The following is a 15,275-nucleotide window of genomic DNA, read 5'->3' on the forward strand; positions in this document are numbered from 1 at the left end:
TGTGGGTGCGCCTGATCGGAGCCACTCGGCTAGCGGTTGACGACGCCCGATGCAGCGACCGTGTGTAGCGCTTGCCCCCGTGCGATATCGCGTGCTGCGGTGTTCCGGGCCTCTGTGCCATGGCGTGCGAATCGGGCATTGTCAGTGCTCCGGTCGCAGTAGGGCCCCGAGCACGGCGGGCTGCAGTAGCGCTGCCGGGGATGCGGCCATCGAGATCACCTGCTGTGCTGCGGCGGTGACAGTCGCATCGGTGGTCGCGCGCTGCAGCACCCGGTCCAGGAGCCGGTGCTGGGCGCGGGTCAACAGCCCAGGATGCGCGCCGATGGTGGCGGGGAATCGGGCGTCCTCGCCGGTCGACAGGAGCCAGGCAATGCGGGTGGCCACGGCGATGTCCCGGCGGGCCGCCCTCGCAACCGCGTACTCGATGCCTCTGTGCCGTAGGACGGCGCGGCGCAGGGCCTGGGCGGCGAGCACGGCGGCGGTGAGTCCCTGGGCGTAGACGGGGTTGAAGGCGGTGGCGGCGTCACCGAGGGCGACCACTCCGTCGGGCGTGGCCGCGCTGGTGTAATGGCGGCGCACGCTGGAACCGGGCCGGAATCCGCTGACCCGACCCGCCGGTTCGGCATCGGCGAGCGCGTCGCGGAGGATGGGATCGCGCAGCCGGGCGAGCAACTCGTTGAATCCCTCTGTGCCTTGGCGAGGCTCGGCGCCGCGCATGCCGCCGAGGCTGACCAGCCAGCGGTTACCCTCCACCGGCATCAGCGCCCCGGTGGTCGGCTGGTCCGGGGCGTGGGCCTGCAGGTACACCGCGCGCCACTCGAAATCCCCGGCTGGGCGATGGAACAGTCTGCTGCTGTACGCGATTCCGGCATCGATACGGGTCTCGCGGATGCGCGGGCACCCGAGTTCGGCGAGCCAGGCCGGCAACATCGACCGGCGACCGGAGGCATCGACTACGAGCTCGGCGGACAGCTCCGTCGTCACCGCTCCCTCGCCCCGCGGGCGCAGCCGGACCCCGGATACCGAACTCCGGGATCCGAGCAGACCGATGACATCGTGCCCGGCGAGGAAGCGCACGCTCGCCTCGCCCGCGACGCGGGCGCGGACCACGTGATCGAGCAGCGGCCGGGTAGCCGATAGGCCGGTGAGGGCGGTGTCGTGGTCGGCGAGCCAACCGTGGGAGGCGAGCCAGCGCAGCTCCCGTGACATGCGTACCTCGGTGGCGCCGGCGACCTCGAGTTGCGCGCGGATTCCCGGCATCAGCCCTTCGAGTGCGCGGTGTCCGCCTTCGAGGAAGATATGGGCGTGCCTTGCCTGGGGCATGCCCGGGCGGAAGGCGGGTTCCGCCGGGTAGGTGTCGCGTTCGATCACGGTGATGATTTCGGCATAGCCGCGCAACGGCCACGCCGCGAGCACGCCGGCCATCCCGCCGCCGATCACGACGGCGTGCCCGCGCCCGGAAACCGGCGCACGGCGAGGCAGCACGGCGGGCACCGCGCGAGAGAATGGTCCGACTCGGGTACGGGTCGAGGTCATGGTGGAGGCCTCCTGATCGGGGGTCATCGGGGAAGGACCTGAATGGCGATCGAGCTCGCGGCACCGAGCAGCGCGGCACCGAGCAGCGCGCCGATGAGACCCTCGATGCTCTCCTCGCGGTAGGTCCGGATCGCGAGCAGCCCTCCGACCCAGATCGCGCGGGTCACGCACAGCAGCAGCACCAGCCAGGCGAGCCAGCCAAGCAGCTGTGTAAGCGGCGAAAGCACCTGTGTAGGGAGCTGTTTGGCGCTCAGCACGGCCGACCTCCCACGTAGCGCATGCGGTAGGCGACGTCGAGCGCGGCGAGGATCGGTTCACTCGTTGCCATCGGATCCTGAAGCGGCAGGACATGCCCCGCCTCGAGGACGATGTCGTGGTCGCCCCAGATCTGTTCAGCGAAACGACGGCAACGATCCGGGGTGGCGTACGGGTCGTGCTGACCGGTCACTGTCCACGTCGGGATTTGACGCATTGTGATGAGCGCCGTCTCTGCTATCGAGTCCGCGTGCGACGTCTGGTCGAGCAGGGGGTTGACGAAAACGATCCCGGCAACCGGTCGAGCAAGCATGCTGGACCTCGCCCATCGCAGGATGGCGCTCGCTCCCCCGCAGTGCGCGACCAGGACCAGGGGTTGCTCGCCATCGCCCACTACGAGGTGCGGCTCCAGCCGGCGACCTGCACTCCGCGCCGGTATCGCGATCTGTGCGATACGCCCTTCGAGTAGCTGGTGCAGGTGCCCGACCACCGGGTCCCAGCTTCCGCTGTCGGCGCGGGTGTCGACCAGGTAGACCACAGTCGCCGGAGCCGAGTCCGCTCCGATCCGGTGTCCCGCTCTCTCGGTTCCGGTTCCGGCTCGACCGGCAACTGAGGTTTCGCGGCGGCTCCAAGTTCGCGGGCTGCCGCAGCGCCCCGGGCAGAGAGCCGTGTGGAGGCGTTGCCGAGCCGCGTTCATGAGCCGCCTCCGGCGACGACGGCGCTCATGATGCCCCCGGCACTGGTGGCGACGATGCCTCCGACCAGCGCGCCCAAGATGATCTTGGGTGATTCGACGGCGCCGCCGTGGAACCGTTCCCATCCGAACTTGCCGCCGGCGTAGATCAGCGCCGCGATTCCGGCGAGCATGACGATCCAAGCCAGGTAGTTCACCAGGTTCAGCAGCTGCGACGCACCGGGCGGGATGGTGGGTGTGACTTCGATTCCCTGGGCGAGCACGGTTGCGACCGCACCGGCCGCGGAGGAGAGGTTCACGAGGGGGCCTCCGGTTCGGATTCTGCGGCGTCCCGCCGGGTCGTCGCGAGACGGCTGATGATCTGGGTTCCGGCACGGTGCACATCGGCGGGCACGGTCTCCCGCACACGGACGCGCCGCGGCGACGGTGGATCGGCGGGATGGAACTCGGCGAGCTCGTCGAGTTCGGTGACGACGAGTTCGTCGTGCCAACCGATCTCGTAGACCTCGGTGGCCAGGGTGGCGATCGTGGCCCGGTAGCGGCGCACGACGGCGGGCACCGTCCCGGGCCGGGCCGCGGTGAGCACGAGCCCGAGCACGACGACGCCGTCTGGGGCCGCGCCGGCGTGCCATTCGCGCAGTCGCTCGCCTGCGGCTACCAACCCGGGCAAGCACAGCCGGGCCGCGATGACGACGAGCTGTGTGGTGTGCGAGCTGGCGGGCCAGGCCGGACCGGTGTCGGCGGCTGGTGCCCACCACCGCGCCAGCGTCGACGCTCCGGCGCCGCCATGGGCGCCGAGGACCGCGAACAGCGGCGGATACAGCCCCGTTGTCGGCAGCGGCGCTTCGCGCACCGGCGCCAGCTGCTCCGGAGCGGTGACGGTGTGCGGTTCCCAGCGCGGTCCGGGGTGGTCTCGTGGCGGGCGATCCGAGGTCATGGGGGCGCTCATGTCAGCCCCGCTTCTGGACATTGGTGATCAGGACCCGTTCGCCGTCGGCGCGGGTGTTGATCAGCTGCAGGTAGTCGATGCGATGTCCATCGGGGTGGTGCTCGACCAGGTGAACTTCGGCGGCGCTGTCGGCGATCGGGGTGATCGCCACACAGTGGCCGGTGCCGGCTGGGATGGAGGCGATCCCAGCAGCCAGCGCATCGAGCGCCAGACCCGCTTCCGGCGCCACAGACGTGAGCGCGACCGCGGCGTCTCGACGCTGGTAGTAGGCGTGCTCGAACGCCGCAATCACGCCGGTCAGGCTCGTAGCGTCTCCGTCGGCGTCGGTGACGACCGGCGCACTCAGCCCCGCACACGGGCCCGGCATGACGGCGCGGGACGATGTGGCGCTTGCCGTCTGGCTCGCGGCAGGATCTGCCTCGGCCCCCGCGATCGCGATGATCGCGCCGGTCGTGAGCGATGCGGCGGCGAAGCCGGCAGCGATCCACCTCCGCAGCCGGGTACGAGAGTTGTGCGCGGATACCGGCTGTGAGATGTCGGGTTGGTTCAGGTTGTCGAGCCACGCCCATCCGCCGCGACCGTCGGAGGAGGGCCTCGTTTCTTCAGTGCGGGCTGATGCTGAAACAGACTGCAGGCCCCTCGATTTCGCGGTGTCGAGCCATTGCCGGCCGTGGCGGGTGTCGATGTCGGGCATGTCGATGTCACCTCCTTGGATTACGGGATGGATAGGGCCCTTCGGGCGGAGTGCCAGGGGAGAATCCGCAGACAGGTCGTGGGTACGGCTGCTGGAATCGCGCTCCGCCCGAAGGGGTTCAGCCCCCGCTGCCCGGTCGCGCCGCGCCGCTCGGGGCAGGCATCGGTGCCGAAACGGTCGTATGAGACGGGGTGGTCGGTGCCGGGGATACCGGTTGGTCGGTGGCGCCCAGGTCGCGTGCGATGGCGGTGAGCCAGTCGGCCGTCGCCTTCAGGGCGGAGCTGCTGCCGGTGGCGGATTTGGCCGCGTAGGTGGACTGGCGCCCGGCGGTGTCGCTGTTTCGGGCGGAGCTTGCGAGGGTGTAGAGCTCGCCGCGGTCGGTGACGGTGCTGGTGATCGCCTGGAACGCTTCGTCGACCCAGCGCAGCGCCGTTTGCGGCGGGATCAGCTCCACGATCGCGGACGCGAGTTTCGTGCCCAACGCGGCGACCGCGGCCCAGGGGTTCGCCAACCCCGTCGTGGCGAGTTCGGCGAGTGTGGCCGGGGTGAACACGGTGCGAGCTACCGTCACTGCCGCGTTGAGCCCGATCGTCCCGATCTTGAACATCGCGGCGAGCGCCTGCTCGGGGCCGGGTGGTGCGGCCGCGGGGGTGGACGCGGCGGCCAAGCGTTCGGCCAGTGACTGGGTGGGCTGGTAGGAGAGCTGGTCGAGGCTGGTGCCGGTCAGGTCGTCGTTGATCGCCTCGACAGTGGTGGTGTAGATGGTCGCGGCCAGGGCTTGGGAGATTGTGGAGATCGCGGCGACCGGGTCGTGCAGGTCGCTGCGCGCGGCGATGTTGGCCACGGTGGCCGCCAGCGGACTGCCGAGCGGGGCGTCGCAGGTGGCGTCGCCGGGAATGCACAGGTCGGCGACGCGGCCGCGCAGTGCTCCGTAGTCGCGTGCTGCTGGTGGCGCGGCGATTCCCTGTCCGGTCAGCGACGGAGCGGACAGCGCTACAGAGGCGACCCGCTGCCCGGTGCTCCCGGGTGGACTGGTCGGCGTGGTGCCGTCGTGGCCGGGCAGGACCGGGGTGCCAGGTGCGCGGTCCGGGTTGGCGAGTAGAGCGACCGCGGCGATCTGCCCGGCGTCGAGCGCGGATTCGCCGTGACCGACCCGGTGGGCGAAGTCCGCGACGGCGGGAGCGCCCTGGGCGTAGCCGACGGCGGCGATCCGGGTGCGTGGGCAGCGGGTCACGACCTCGGTGGCCATGCGTTCGAGCTGTAGGGCCGCCTCTGTGGTTGCGTCCCGGTATTCCAGCGCGGTGCCGTCGGTGGCGTGGCCGTAGGGGACGTAGGCGCGCTGCACGAGGTCGCCGGTGGCGGCGGTCACCGGGCCGAGGATCTGGCCGAGGGTGCCGGTGTCGCTGGTGAAGTCGCCGATGGGAGTGCCTTCGGCTTCGCTCTGCACGCCCAGCACGTACAGGCTCGGGCAGCGTGGGCCCAGCGGCGGTGCGGGTTCGGCGTGTGCGCCTGCAGTGCTGGTCACCGCGAGCAGGGTGATGCCGGTTGCCGCGGTAGCGACCACTCGGCGCACCGTGCTGGGCAAGCGGAGCATGGGCTCTCCTCGGATTCGGAGTGGATGGGGGTGCCTGCCCGCACCCCTGGCGGGGGGTGCGGGATGCGGGCAGGCCATTCAGGTGGCTGGTGTGGATCGCGGTGCGAGAGCGGCGGCGAGGCGGGCTATGGCCTCGGCTGCGCCGTCGGCGGCAGCGCCGTTGTGGCCGGTCTCGTATTCGCGCCAGCTGACTTGCGCTCCGCGCGAGCGGTATTCGTCGAGCAGGTCCCGGCCCGCGGCGACGGGGACGAGAGGGTCAGCGGTGCCGTGGTAGAGGTGCACCGGCACCTGCGGGGTTTCCCGGGCGGTGGTCTCGTTGTCCAGGACGTAGCGCCACACCGGGTCGTTCCAGGGGTCCTCGCGTTCGCACCACTGCCCCAGCCGCTGTTCGCGGTAGCGAACCAGGAGCTCGGCGACGTCGAGACTGCCTGCGGTCTCGAAGGCCCGCTCGCCCTCGACCGTGACCAGATGGGCGACCGGAAGGTGCGCGTACGCCCGGCTGAGACCGACGAATCCAGCGACCGCCAGCCCTGCCCACAGACCCCCGTCGATGTCGGGGACGAGCCGCGAGGGATCAGTCACCACCGCCCCTGCGGCGACCGCGCGCAGATCGAGCTCCGGGGTGTAGTGCGGAGCCTGTTCGGCGGCCCATACCGCCGCGCGGCCGCCGTCGGCATAGCCCCACAGCGCGCAAGGCGAGTGAGCGGCCTCGAGCTCGGGGTGCTGGGTGACGGCGCGAGCAAGATCGAGAGCGGTGTGGGCGGCCGCCTTTCCGGCCAGGAAGGTGTGCGGGCCCATGCCGGTGATCCCGAGGAACTGCCCATCGGGTATCGCGATGGTCCAGCCGCGCTCCAGTGCGGCGGCGAGGAAGCCGGTCTCCGGTTCCGATACCCCGTCGGCCAGCAGGTGGGAGGGCGCGCAGCGGCCGCCGAGGCCGTGGAAGGCCGGGCAGTAGACCAGGACCGGCTCGGGGCCCGCCGAGGACACGATGTCAGCGGTCAGCACGATTCCCGAGGCGGGAACCGGGGTGTCGGTGCCGGTCTGGGTGGCGTAGACGACCTGCCAGGCCCGACGCACCCTTCCCAGCTTCGGGGTACGGACGGCGCGTCGGCGCAGCAGGGTGCCGGGCTTGGCGTCGAAGTCGGTGGGCGCCGGGCGGTAGAAGTCGTCGTCGGTCGTGGGGTCGGTCATCGGGAGCTCCCGGCGAGGTCGTGGGCGAGGGCGATCATCCAGGCCGTGCCGGAGGCGAGTTGCCCGCTGGACGGGTAGGAGTTGTGCCGGGTGATCGTGTCGGCGTAGCGCAGCCACACGGCCGGATTGATCAGGTCGGCGTTGTCGGCCGACAGCTGTCCCCACACCGAGCCGAACTGGCCGACGAGCTTGCCCACCAACCACGGATTCGCCGCCACGGTCGCGGTGATCAGGTTCCAGCGCGCTGCCGCCGCGTCGATCTCCTCCGGTGACGGTGTGGGGACTCTGGGGTCAGCGGCGTCGAGCAGCCGCTGGCTCACCGGCTGCTGGGGCAGGTAGTCGACGTTGCCGTCGGCGATAGCGAAGTCGTGCTCCAGCACAGTGGTCCAGGTATCGCCGAGTGCTGCGTGGAAGATGGCGTTGAGCGAGGACAGCGCGGTGAGCGGGTCCCGCAGATCGGCCTGAGCGGCGATCTCGGCGGCTACCTGGAACCCCAGCGCACGCTCCGGCGCCGAGCACGCCAGGTCTCCGTCGGTGCAGATATCGGCGACACGCCCCTCGAGCGCGCCGTAATCGTCGGCACGTGCCGCCAGGCCACCGCCGGAAGCCGGGGGGTTCGTCAGTTCTACGGCGCCGACGGCTTGGCCCCCGGTTCCCGGAACGGCATCGGGAACGACCTGACCGGGTCGACCGGGAATGGTCGGGGATCCCGGAGCGCGACCGGGGTGAGCGTAGAGCGCGATCCCAGCGATCTGATCGGGCTCGACCGGCCCTGCCCCGGCGCCGACGGCGCGAGCGAACTCCCCCACCGCCTGCGCGCCCTGGGAGTATCCGACGCCAGCGATCCTGGTCGCCGGGCATTGCTGCGCGATCTCGGCAGCCGCAGCGTCGAGGCCGCTACGCGCCTGGGCAACCGACACCGCGTACGGCTCGAGACCGCCGCCGGGCACAGCGCCACCGAAACCGGCACTGTAGGGGATGTAGGAACGCTGCACCAGCCCGGGAACCGCGCTCAGGACCGGCCCGATCAGCGCGCCGACGACGCCGGTATCGGCCAGCGGGTCGGCGGTCGGCGAGGACAGCCCGGTGCCGTCCACGCCGAGCACGTACAGCGCCGGGCACTCCGGCCCGATCGGAACCGCTGCGGCGGCCCCCACACCTTCGATCCCGGCGGCCACCCCGAGGGCCGAGGCCGCGGCGACGGCGGCCGCGAGGACGCGGGCGCGTGCTGAGGTCGGGTTCACTGCTGCCCCACCCCCACGCCGGCGCCAAATCCCGCGCCCACCGTGCCACCGGCCAGCGCACCGGCTACAGCCGCGGGCACGCCCGCCACGAGTCCGGCACTCACAGCCCCGGCGGCGGCACCGAGCGCGGTGCCCGCCACCCCGGAAGTGACCTCCCCGAGCACAGGGACCGGAACCACCGTCCCCAGAGCCGCACCGGCGATGCCGCCGATGGTGCCTCCGGCGAGCCCACCGACGACAGCTGCGGCGGCGGCGACCGGCGCGCCCGCGATGACCGCGCCTGCGGCACCGCCGATCCCGGCGCCCGCCAAGGTGGCGCCGCTGACCCGGTCCGAGCGGCCGGCGGGGATGCCGACCGAGTCCAGCGCGGTGGCAACCTGGGCCTCGGCGCCCGCAGCGGCGTCGTTGATAGCGTCCGCGTACTCCGGGGACAGCCACTCGGGGCGCGGGCTCTGCCACTGACCGATCCGGATCGTGTTCTCCGGTGCCTCGATCGGAGCCACCGGCTCCACCAACTCCGGCAAATGCAGATCCTCGATCTGCACCGGCTCCACCGGCTCCTCCGGCGGCGGGGCCGGGCGCGACAGCACGGAGTTACGGACCTCGGGTGGCTGCGAGTAGTACACCGCCGGCGGCGGTTCCGGTGCCGGGGGCGGTTCGGGGGCGGGCTCAGGCGCGGGTGCGGGCGGCGGCGGAGGGGCCGTCGTACCCGGCTGTGCGGGGCCGGTGACACCGGGTTGATCGGCGATCGAGGCCGGCTCGGCGGCCTGAGCGATCCCGGCGGCGGCGAGCACCATCACCACGGGCACGGCTCCGGCGAGCAAGACCCGCGATCCGCGCAGACTGTGCCGGAACTGCTTGTCTCGGCTCGAACGCAAGCCTGGATGGCGAACCGGAACGGCCGGTTTCCTGGTTTCGGGCATGGCGAATAGACCCTTCGAGGCTCAGGGTGGAAGCGGGAGGTTCGCGCGACAACGACGGCGCGGAGTGCCTGGCGCCTCCTGGAGGCGAAAGCGCCTCCAGGAGGCGACTTCTCAGGCGAGTCGGACGATCAGAGGAACGGCAGCACGAGCGACGCGACCTGTGACACGACGTAGAGCGCGTTCGACGCGACGGACAGCACGGCGTTGATGCCGTTGATGGCCAGCAGCAGGGGATCCACTGGTTTCCTCCTTTCAGCACTGTTTCGGAAGGTGCGTCACCATCCAAACCGCCGAACCCGCTGCAGCGCCAGTGTTTCCGCTCTCCTACTTTTCGGTGAGCATCGGATCGTCAACATGCTTTTCCCGCCAGTGGCAGGCCATTTGCCGAGGATTTGATGATTCGGCGGTGAATACGCCGGATCGCATCCAAGCGGATCAATTCGCGGCCCAGTCGGCGGACCTCGGAGCTGCGGAGCGGCCACCCAGCAACCGTTGGGAACACGACGGCCGCTCATCGATGTTGCTCGGCCCCAGAAGCTCTGGTACTACAGATGCGGTCGGGAGGGGAGAACCGATCAGCATAACTTGCCGAAGTCCTGTGGCGGAAGCCACTCGAAAGGGGGGCCCCGCATGGCCCAGCATCGCCCACCACCCACGCCCGGCACCGCCGGGACCGGACAACTCCCACGTCTGCCCGCCCTCGGCGACAGCTTGCGCGTCGTCCGCGAGAACCTGAACCTCTCGCGCAGCAAGGCCTACGCACGCCACGGCGTGAGCGCGTCCTACCTATTCGAGATCGAAGTCAACGGCTACGTCCCCGGCCTGGAAACCCTCGACAAGATCATCGACGGCTACCGGCTCGGCCCCGCGCTCGCACGCCATCTCCGCGAACTCCGCGCGGCACCCGAAGATCTCGCCCCCTTGTCCAAACTCCACGAGTGCGTCACCAGCAACGCCGCCCACCTCGCCCACCTCGCCGACCTCGAAGGCCGCGGCATCATCGCGGCCTTCGTCGACCCCTTGTGGAACATCCTGGCCTGCACTGACGCCCTACGTGCCAACCTGCCCGGAATCGACGAGACCTGGTCCGTCCCCGCCTGGACCTTCAGCGCCACAGCACGCCAGATCATCATCGACTGGGAGTACGAGGCAACACACTCCGTCGCCACCCTCAAGTCGACCCTGGGCCGCTACCGCGACTCCGAACAAGCCCGCACCCTCATCCACCGACTCCGGCCCAACCGCGACTTCCAGCGCCTCTGGAACACCAGCATCGACGTCACCCACACCCGCGACGTCAACGATCTGCTCCACATCCGCGACCCGCACACAGGCGTCCCCGGCTCCTGCCTTATCACCGTCGCCGACGCCGACCAAAGTCACAACATCCAACTCCTCACCGCCATCAACAAGCCGTACGCGGGCCCCGAGCCCTCTGGCGCCTGACTCGCAGACACGCCTACACGACACGCCGACGACGTCTCGTCTTGTCCGTCGCTGAACTGCGGGACCACACAACGACAACTCAGGTCCTGGCCACTGACGTCCAGGCCGGCCCGACGTCAGTCGACTTCAACAGCGAACTTCCTGAGCATCAGGACCAGGAGTTGCGATACCGCCCTTACGAATCCTCAGGCAGATCAAGACTCCCTGATTGCTGCCCCAATGACGGATTACGATTCAACCAAGTCGCATGGGTAACGACAGGCCCTCGAGAAAACTCCAGGAGCATATGTAGCGGCAACCCCGATATTCGCACCAATAGGAGGACGTTGCAGCTGAATTCTCTCGCCGGGGCCACATGCACCAACGGCGGCACTCGTTCTCGGCCAGACCGAACGCAGTCAGCCGCACCCTGCCTCCGAAGCGCCTACGAGCTCCAAACCGAGTACTTCACGGCGAACCTATGCTAGGGCTGAGCACTTACCCGCCATCGCTCAGCGGGTCACCGAGCATCAGTTCCCTGCACAACAGCAGGTCACGACGTAGTTCTCGGCCAATGACCGGAACCAAGAGGAGTACCAGATCCGGTTCTGACTCGACTTTCCTCCAAGGGCTGTGTTCCATGTTCACTCGAGCTCCGTCGCAGCAGGTATCAGCACCGCCGCCGATGCCTCCAACGCAGGCCTGGAACAGGGAACCGCGCATGAACATCGACATCGACTGCCCGCTCTGCCACCGAGCCGACGTCACGCAGAGTGTGCCTGCATTGGTTGCGGGCGGCACCTCGACAAGCACGGCCACAGGCACCTACACCGGCGCCGGTATCTCGCCTGCAGGGCTTGTGCCCGTCTTGGGCACCGCGACCATGAACCGCGTGCACGTTTCCGCGCTGGCGGAAAGTCTCGCGCCCGCCCCTCCCCTGCAGCCCACGGACCGACTGACGGTGGTCGGCCTGTTACTACTGGTATTCGGGCTCATCCCACTGATACCGGCGACTCTGGCCCTGACCGACGATGGCGGCCAAAGCATCGCCGACCGGATAGCGCTGTTCATCGCAATCCTGGTGATGCTGACCATCACGCTGTTTCCGGCAGTCCTGACCTTCAACACCACACGGACGCGCAGGCGGCGCAATCTCACAATCTCTCAGGGACGTCCCGCAGCGCTGGCTGTGTGGCGAACTGCCGTCTATTGCCACCGCTGCGGGATCGGATACTGGCCTTCCGCACCAGCACCGAACATCCCAGCACAGCAGGGCTTCTCGCCCCACGAGCTTCGATGGCTGGTGTGGAGCGCAGGCGGCTACGCCAACGCTTGAACCGCGGCGGACCTCGACGAGGCCGCGGGACCGCCAATCTCGAATTGCCTGCGACCCACTAGCGCAAGGTAGTCGGCTCGCCACCGATTCCCGAAGTAATGTCCTCTGCCAGCGGCTCGACCACGCCCAGGATCTGCTGCACTAGCCCCTCGGGTACGCGTGCGGAGCGCAGCGCCTCGGCAAGGTGGCCAGTTACGAGGCCGAAGTGGGTCGCGGTGATCCCGCGCCCTTGATGAACTTCGCGCATCGGAGCACCGATGTACGGCTCCGGCCCACCGAGAGCTGCGGCGAAGAACTCGACTTGCCTACCGCGCAATCGTTTCATGTTGACCCCGGAGAAGAACCCGGACAGTTGATCATCGGCGAGCACGCGAGTGTAGAAGTCGGCGACTACGGCTTCGAGGACTTCACGGCCCCCGATACGGTCGAATACAGCCCCGGACCCAGCATCCTGAGCTCGACGCTCGTTTCCGGCAGCTGAGTCAATTCGAGCGGGTCTGTCACTACGACGACCGCGCTTCTGGAGCTGTCCGCGGCCCGGCGATGTGTGGTCGGCGCCATCAGCCAGGTCCTCATCGGTGTGCTGAGCCTCCGGGTTCGGCTCGCGGCTGCCCTCGGGCGCGCGCGCAGCGGCGAGGTGTTGACGCAACCGACGGGGGCTGATCTCGAGAAGTTCGGCGACTTCGTCGTCACTGTGCGTGTGCGCTCGGATCTCGGCGGCGGTTCGTGCCTGATCGAGGCGGTGAGAGGCGACCTCCGTAGCGGTGCGCTCCTCAACTTCGCGGATCTGCTCTCGCAAGGCCGCGACCTCCTGGTCTCGCTTGGCTTCGCGTTGCACGATGGCCTGCCATAGCGCTAGATACCGGCCAACCGCGACACCGATCGCACGCTCGCGTTCACGAGCGGCGATCCGGCGTGCGCGCATCCGCTCATTCGAGCGCTGAGCGCGATCTGCGGCCTCCGATGAAGCGGCGCTGTGGGATGGACGTGATGGGGACATGGTCTGCCTTTCTCGGCGAACCTGCCCGCGAACTCTCCGTCACCCACGCTACGGCAGGCCACGCACGCGTTGCGAATGGTGTCAGCATCGGGTTCTCGCGCTGGGGACCGACGAATCCGAGAGAGTATCGAAGTCCCCATCCGTCCGATCTAGTCGAGGTGACATCGCCAGCTGGACGGTCCATCGAGGAAGGCCAAAGACCTGCGAGGCCGCCCACAGTGCTCCGCTTGCGGTGCCGACGCGCTACGTATCGAAGGCCCTTCACAGCCTGGCCACTCGGCACTTTCTCCCTGGCCAGTGCCGCCGCGAAGGCTGCCGCCCACAAGACCGTCCGGCTCTTCTGCTGCGGCTGTGGCGCACAAGCCCAAGGCCGCCCGACGGGCACGGCAACGCCGGCTTCGGCCCCGCTGGGATGACTCCATTTACTGCAACCATCCGATAGGTGCCGGTCGAAGGTGCCTGGGCGCGGATCTATCGCAGCTCGCGGTACTCGACGTCGGGGCAGGCGCGGGCCCACAATCGTGACGTGACCATCGCCCGGACCCTGCACGATCTGCACTGGGACTCGCCCGAACCCGCCGACATCACCTGTGTCCGCAACCAAGACGGCGACATATTCCGCAAATACGACACCAACGACTGGCGCTACTGGCACCACGATCGCAGCGAATGGATCGACAAAGCCCTGACCTGGTCGGCTGTCGTTGTGGTCATGTCCGGGGTCAGCCTGCCCCTCATCGAGGAACTCGACCTACCCGCGCTCCCGCACTGAACCATATCGGCATCCGAACCCATCGAGGTCACAACCGCAGCCCGACCATGCCCCAGGGCCGGTCCAATCGCCTCGAACCGGCCACATACACTCGTCCGATCTTGATGCTGGATGGACGTGAAGGAGCGCTCTGGTGGCCCGCAAAGTCGTAGTAACCGTAGTAGACGACTACGACGGCACATCGCACGCGACCGAAACAGTCACCTTCGGCCTCGACGGCATCGCCTACGAGATCGACCTCTCCGACACCAACGCCGGTACCCTACGAGGCTTCCTCGAACAGTGGATACCGCACGCCCGCCGTGTGGGCAAAGCGCCCCGCAGCCGTAGCACCCAACCCCGCAACGCCAGCAACCGCGCCGAAGTCGCCGCGATCCGCGCCTGGGCCAGCGAAAACGGACACGACATCTCCGCCCGCGGCCGTATCCCTACCGACATCATCGACGCCTACCGCGCCGCCACCACAGCTTGACAACGGAGACAATCAGCCGATTCAACAGGTCGGGATCTCGCGACTCTGATTACGCCCTGCGCGGACTGGACCTCAACTGTCGGCGGTGAGCTGCACCGTGCCGAGTTGGCGGACCTGTCAGGGAAGGGCGCCGTCGCGCCGACTGCACATGATCAACGATGCGGAGCCCGAGGAAGGAGCCTCGGCACCCGAGCCACCGTGAGTCACGATATCCCAGGCGGCGCCGCAGGGCTCCGCGATCACCTGGCGCACCCACGGCCTCGGCTCCGAAACCCCGCAGTCAAGGTCAGCGAAGCCGGACTGCGGCTGATGCTCAACACCAACCACACCGACGACAACATCGAACGCTTCCTCGACACCATGACCACGATCCGCGCCCGGCACCAATCCTGACCTGCGGCGCAGCACTCCCGGAATTGCGGGGTTCCACCGGCGTTCATAACGCGAAGGCCGCTCACCGCCGCACTCCGGCCGCAATCTCGGCCACCGCGAACCTCACCGTGCGGAGCGTGAGGAACACACGCCGCGCGATGACGCGAGCGGGCCACCCGACTCCGGCCGGGTGGCCCGCTCGGTTTCCATGACGACGGTACCCCTCACACCGTCGCTGGAGCACGGTCCCGCATGCTGAAGGTTTACAGCCGAGACCGCACGTCTCCCGGCGAGTGCGCCCTCGGTCGGGCCGACTGGCCGATGTATGGACGCTGCCCTCTGGCGGCCCGCATCCAGGCAGCGCAGCCCGTTCGCTGGGAACGAGTCTTTCGGTCGAGCACCGGCGATGACCCGCAACCAGGGCGCAGGGTCGAGCTGCTACTGCGTCGGTGAGGCGAGCAGGCCGGTGCCGGACCCGCAGCTGCTGAAGGGGTAGCAAGCCGGTGCCAGGTACGAAGAAGTAGAGCTGGCAGTGGCAGCGCGCGAGGTCTGGTAGGACGTACCGGGGAACATCATCACCACGGCGAGCATGATCACGACTGCGAGCCCGACCACCAGGGCGATGGCGATCACGAACCGGGGCGCGAAGCCGATTCCCGGGCCGGTGCGGTAACCGCCCTGGGCGGCGTATCCGCCGCCGAATCCACCTGGATCGCGATTATCGAGTAAGTCGGTTCTCATAACGGGTCTTCCTATCCGTGATTGTGCGAAACGTGGATTCGCGGTCGCCGGTATCGGTCGGGGAAATTCCTGGAACG

At 68.9% G+C, this 15,275-nt stretch carries 17 protein-coding genes; 5 read left to right on the top strand and 12 right to left on the bottom strand.

The window, feature by feature from the left end; genetic code table 11:
- Positions 1 to 141 precede the first annotated feature (141 nt).
- The 10 genes from ACFUJ1_RS18205 to ACFUJ1_RS18250 all read right to left on the bottom strand — a co-directional run bounded on the left by ACFUJ1_RS18205 (position 142) and on the right by ACFUJ1_RS18250 (position 8,966).
- On the bottom strand, positions 142 to 1,494 hold the full coding sequence (locus ACFUJ1_RS18205) for an FAD-dependent oxidoreductase (RefSeq protein ID WP_378647001.1): 1,353 nt from the start codon (positions 1,492 to 1,494) through the stop codon (positions 142 to 144).
- 65 nt (positions 1,495 to 1,559) lie between these two features.
- A complete protein-coding gene (locus tag ACFUJ1_RS18210) occupies positions 1,560 to 1,793 on the bottom strand; it encodes a hypothetical protein (protein ID WP_378647002.1) in 234 nt (77 codons plus the stop codon).
- A complete protein-coding gene (locus ACFUJ1_RS18215) occupies positions 1,787 to 2,329 on the bottom strand; it encodes an alpha/beta hydrolase (RefSeq protein WP_378647004.1) in 543 nt (180 codons plus the stop codon). Before ACFUJ1_RS18215 ends, ACFUJ1_RS18210 begins: the two co-directional genes overlap by 7 nt.
- Before the next feature lie 155 nt (positions 2,330 to 2,484).
- The gene (locus tag ACFUJ1_RS18220; RefSeq protein WP_378647006.1) at positions 2,485 to 2,784 is read right to left on the bottom strand and encodes a hypothetical protein; all 300 of its coding nucleotides are present in this window, start codon (positions 2,782 to 2,784) and stop codon (positions 2,485 to 2,487) included.
- Positions 2,781 to 3,422: a hypothetical protein gene (locus ACFUJ1_RS18225; RefSeq protein WP_378647008.1), complete on the bottom strand. Its 642-nt coding sequence runs from the start codon at positions 3,420 to 3,422 to the stop codon at positions 2,781 to 2,783. Before ACFUJ1_RS18225 ends, ACFUJ1_RS18220 begins: the two co-directional genes overlap by 4 nt.
- Positions 3,423 to 3,435: 13 nt before the next feature.
- Positions 3,436 to 4,128 carry a hypothetical protein gene (locus tag ACFUJ1_RS18230; protein ID WP_378647010.1) on the bottom strand — a complete coding sequence of 231 codons (693 nt, stop codon included), beginning with the start codon at positions 4,126 to 4,128 and terminating at the stop codon, positions 3,436 to 3,438.
- Positions 4,129 to 4,246: 118 nt separating this feature from the next.
- Positions 4,247 to 5,722 (bottom strand): cutinase family protein, encoded by a 1,476-nt coding sequence (locus tag ACFUJ1_RS18235; RefSeq protein WP_378647012.1) that lies wholly within the window; start codon positions 5,720 to 5,722, stop codon positions 4,247 to 4,249.
- Between the two features lie 78 nt (positions 5,723 to 5,800).
- The gene (locus ACFUJ1_RS18240; RefSeq protein WP_378647014.1) at positions 5,801 to 6,913 is read right to left on the bottom strand and encodes a lipase family protein; all 1,113 of its coding nucleotides are present in this window, start codon (positions 6,911 to 6,913) and stop codon (positions 5,801 to 5,803) included.
- Complete coding sequence (locus ACFUJ1_RS18245; protein WP_378647016.1) at positions 6,910 to 8,157, bottom strand: cutinase family protein; 1,248 nt, start codon at positions 8,155 to 8,157, stop codon at positions 6,910 to 6,912. Before ACFUJ1_RS18245 ends, ACFUJ1_RS18240 begins: the two co-directional genes overlap by 4 nt.
- The gene (locus tag ACFUJ1_RS18250) at positions 8,154 to 8,966 is read right to left on the bottom strand and encodes a hypothetical protein (protein WP_378647018.1); all 813 of its coding nucleotides are present in this window, start codon (positions 8,964 to 8,966) and stop codon (positions 8,154 to 8,156) included. The genes ACFUJ1_RS18245 and ACFUJ1_RS18250 overlap by 4 nt, the downstream gene beginning before the upstream one ends.
- Before the next feature lie 744 nt (positions 8,967 to 9,710).
- Here ACFUJ1_RS18250 and ACFUJ1_RS18255 point away from each other — a divergent pair.
- Together ACFUJ1_RS18255 and ACFUJ1_RS18260 are read left to right on the top strand one after the other, a co-directional pair.
- Complete coding sequence (locus ACFUJ1_RS18255) at positions 9,711 to 10,526, top strand: hypothetical protein (protein WP_378647020.1); 816 nt, start codon at positions 9,711 to 9,713, stop codon at positions 10,524 to 10,526.
- Between the two features lie 700 nt (positions 10,527 to 11,226).
- The gene (locus ACFUJ1_RS18260; RefSeq protein ID WP_378647022.1) at positions 11,227 to 11,841 is read left to right on the top strand and encodes a hypothetical protein; all 615 of its coding nucleotides are present in this window, start codon (positions 11,227 to 11,229) and stop codon (positions 11,839 to 11,841) included.
- Positions 11,842 to 11,899: 58 nt separating this feature from the next.
- On the opposite strand, the gene ACFUJ1_RS18265 is transcribed toward ACFUJ1_RS18260, so the two are convergent.
- A complete protein-coding gene (locus tag ACFUJ1_RS18265; RefSeq protein ID WP_378647302.1) occupies positions 11,900 to 12,328 on the bottom strand; it encodes a group 1 truncated hemoglobin in 429 nt (142 codons plus the stop codon).
- A gap of 1,039 nt (positions 12,329 to 13,367) precedes the next feature.
- Between ACFUJ1_RS18265 and ACFUJ1_RS18270 the strand changes: the two genes are divergently transcribed.
- The 3 genes from ACFUJ1_RS18270 (at position 13,368) to ACFUJ1_RS18280 (ending at position 14,478) form a co-directional block, all read left to right on the top strand.
- Positions 13,368 to 13,613: a hypothetical protein gene (locus ACFUJ1_RS18270; protein WP_378647024.1), complete on the top strand. Its 246-nt coding sequence runs from the start codon at positions 13,368 to 13,370 to the stop codon at positions 13,611 to 13,613.
- A gap of 133 nt (positions 13,614 to 13,746) precedes the next feature.
- Positions 13,747 to 14,085 (top strand): Lsr2 family protein, encoded by a 339-nt coding sequence (locus ACFUJ1_RS18275; RefSeq protein ID WP_378647026.1) that lies wholly within the window; start codon positions 13,747 to 13,749, stop codon positions 14,083 to 14,085.
- A gap of 198 nt (positions 14,086 to 14,283) precedes the next feature.
- The gene (locus ACFUJ1_RS18280; protein ID WP_378647028.1) at positions 14,284 to 14,478 is read left to right on the top strand and encodes a hypothetical protein; all 195 of its coding nucleotides are present in this window, start codon (positions 14,284 to 14,286) and stop codon (positions 14,476 to 14,478) included.
- A 417-nt stretch (positions 14,479 to 14,895) separates the two neighbouring features.
- Here ACFUJ1_RS18280 and ACFUJ1_RS18285 read toward each other — a convergent pair whose 3' ends face one another.
- The gene (locus ACFUJ1_RS18285) at positions 14,896 to 15,198 is read right to left on the bottom strand and encodes a hypothetical protein (protein ID WP_378647030.1); all 303 of its coding nucleotides are present in this window, start codon (positions 15,196 to 15,198) and stop codon (positions 14,896 to 14,898) included.
- Between the last annotated feature and the right edge of the window lie 77 nt (positions 15,199 to 15,275).

It is taken from the genome of Nocardia sp. NPDC057227, from assembly GCF_042669725.1.
Taxonomy (GTDB): domain Bacteria; phylum Actinomycetota; class Actinomycetes; order Mycobacteriales; family Mycobacteriaceae; genus Nocardia; species Nocardia asteroides_A.